The organism is Andreesenia angusta, from assembly GCF_001855385.1.
GTDB classification, from domain to species: Bacteria; Bacillota; Clostridia; order Tissierellales; family Gottschalkiaceae; genus Andreesenia; species Andreesenia angusta.
In genome coordinates, this window is the sequence record NZ_MKIE01000029.1 from 1 (window position 1) to 2,286 (window position 2,286).

General features: G+C 48.2%; 1 protein-coding gene. It reads right to left on the reverse strand.

The window, feature by feature from the left end; genetic code table 11:
• Window positions 1-345: 345 nt before the first annotated feature.
• Complete coding sequence (locus EUAN_RS12030; RefSeq protein ID WP_071064837.1) at window positions 346-1,242, reverse strand: hypothetical protein; 897 nt, start codon at window positions 1,240-1,242, stop codon at window positions 346-348.
• Window positions 1,243-2,286: the final 1,044 nt, after the last annotated feature.

Sequence of the window (2,286 nt, forward strand, 5' to 3'; positions counted from 1 at the left end):
GTTCGCCTTGAGCAGCTTAATCATTTCTTTTGAGCTCATAGGCATAAGTTCACCCTCCTCACAACTATATTATACACAATATTGCGCATATATTCAAGCATGATTATGTTCTGTCTTAGATAAGCTTAGTATACTCTTCTGACAACTTCAGATCATCCCTGAAAACCATATAAGTAAACATCAGGTAAACCATTAATATATACTAAGTTTATCACTAAATAAACTGGTAAACTTTCGGTAAACTAAAAGAAAGAAGGGACCACATTGGGACCCTTCTTTCTTCAAGTATTGTATTGCTTTGTTTGATCAGTAAATATATATCCGATATCTTTGCATTTAATCCTGCTATTTCACTTCAACCAGCTTTTTCTCAAGCTCCTTGTTCGCAGCCTCCAAAGTCTCCAGCTTTGCCATATACTTCTCTCTCTGGCTATCTATTTCAGCTATCCTCTTCTCCTGTATCTTTTGGACCTCTTTCTGATGCTCACCTGCAAGTGCCAGTAGCTCTTTCTGTTTTTCAAGCTCCATAGTAGCTTTCAGCCTTTCGACTTCGGCCTCAGCTTCCTCTCTTGCCTTCTCTGATGCTTTCTTGCTTTCGTCCATGGCCTGAACAGCCATATCCTCCAGCTTCTCTATCTCTTCTTCCTGCTCTTTTAGCTGGTTTTCAAGGGCTCCGCACTTGTCGCTCTCAGCTCTAAGCTTGGACTCCGCTTCTTTCAGCTGATTCTCCAGCGCCTTCTTTGATTGCTTAAGCTCTGCAAGCTCGGACGTCTCTTCCTCCAGCTTGGCTATAAGCTTTCTGTCGCTCTCCGTGTCCTGCTTTGTCTTTACTACTTCATCCCTCAATTTCTCCGTCTTCACCCTGTAGTCGTCTATAATACTGTCTGCTGTTTTCTTGTCTTCCTTAAGAGCTCTAACTTCGCTTTCAAGCGCTTCAAGTTTGGACTCCCTTTCCTTTATGGCCACGGCAGCCTGTGTCCTTAAACTCTCGCCCGCCACTTCGCTTCTCTCTACCATATTCGAGTATATGCTGTACATCCTGCCGGTCAGTTTGTTCAGCTCCGCCAGATCCGCTTTCACATCCGCCGCGCTTCCCGTAAGCTTGCTTGCCTTGTAGGTCTCTATAAGCACCTGCATAAAGTCTCCGGCAGTTCCACCTTCATAGCTCTCTATCATTTGCTTCAGCTCTTCTTTGGCCTCTGCATCCATTTTCACAGCGTAAGTCGACATTTCTTCGTCCATTTCCATCGCTCCCTTTTAAAAAACCATCAAAAGTAAACTTTTCCTTATAACCATTATACCACTGTATACCTGTATTTTAAATAGTAAACCTATATTTTATGTAATTCAAAGTCGGTAAACCGTTGAAATTTAAATGGTTTACCTAAAGTTTACCTCGATATGTCGGTAAACCGGCATGTAATTTAAGCATTTTTCGGCACCATTCGCTTGAAATAGCCATTGCGTGAGCTCCGAACCTTCCTGAACTGGCACGTCAAAAGTTTACCCCTTTAAATGCGCTTTTATTTGAATACAGCGGGGGCTGATCCCACCGTCTACCTCTGTTGACCGCGGAAGCGGTAGAGCGAGGCTGAGCTTAGGTGCGAAGTCGAGCGTGGCCGGAGCGCAAGGGAAGATTCCCCCTGGGGAATATCACCCGAAGCGCGACAGATGTTGCGGCTGCTGGCGCAGTGTCTTTAGGGGCGGCTAGTTCCGCGAAAAGCGGAAATCCGTCGCCCCGTATTGCCGGCGGTGGTGCGCAGTCTGCACGACCGCCTTTCTGGTGGGGAATGGGCGGATGCACCTCCGCGCTTTACCCATAAGGCGAATAGCGAAGGAGGGAATGCCTGAGCTTTCGCCACTTCCAATTTCAAATCTACCACTTTGGTACCGACTAGTTGTCTGCCTGTGGTGCCCGGTGCATTTCTAGGGCACTACAGGACGCCTTGAGGCCCCTGTATGGATGTTTCTACATGCTGGGGCCTTGCCTTAGCTCCAGAGCCCTCTGGAGCGTCGCAGCGGTGCGAGAGTACGGCTGCATGATGTCAGGGTGGGGAGTCTGATCCGAAAGCGAAGGCGCCGAAGCGAGAGGCGGGGAAACGGTGGTGGATGGTTGGAGTTGCCCCCAACTTGAGCCCCGGCACGGCAAAACCTTAGAAAGTGAAGTGCCACTTTTGCCAGTGCCGAGCTGATGCCCCTGGTTTTCCCCTTCTCCAGTGATGGTGCACACCGCTAGAGCGTAAGCGACAGTGTTTCAGGGGTTCGAAAAGGGGGTGGGGTCTGGGG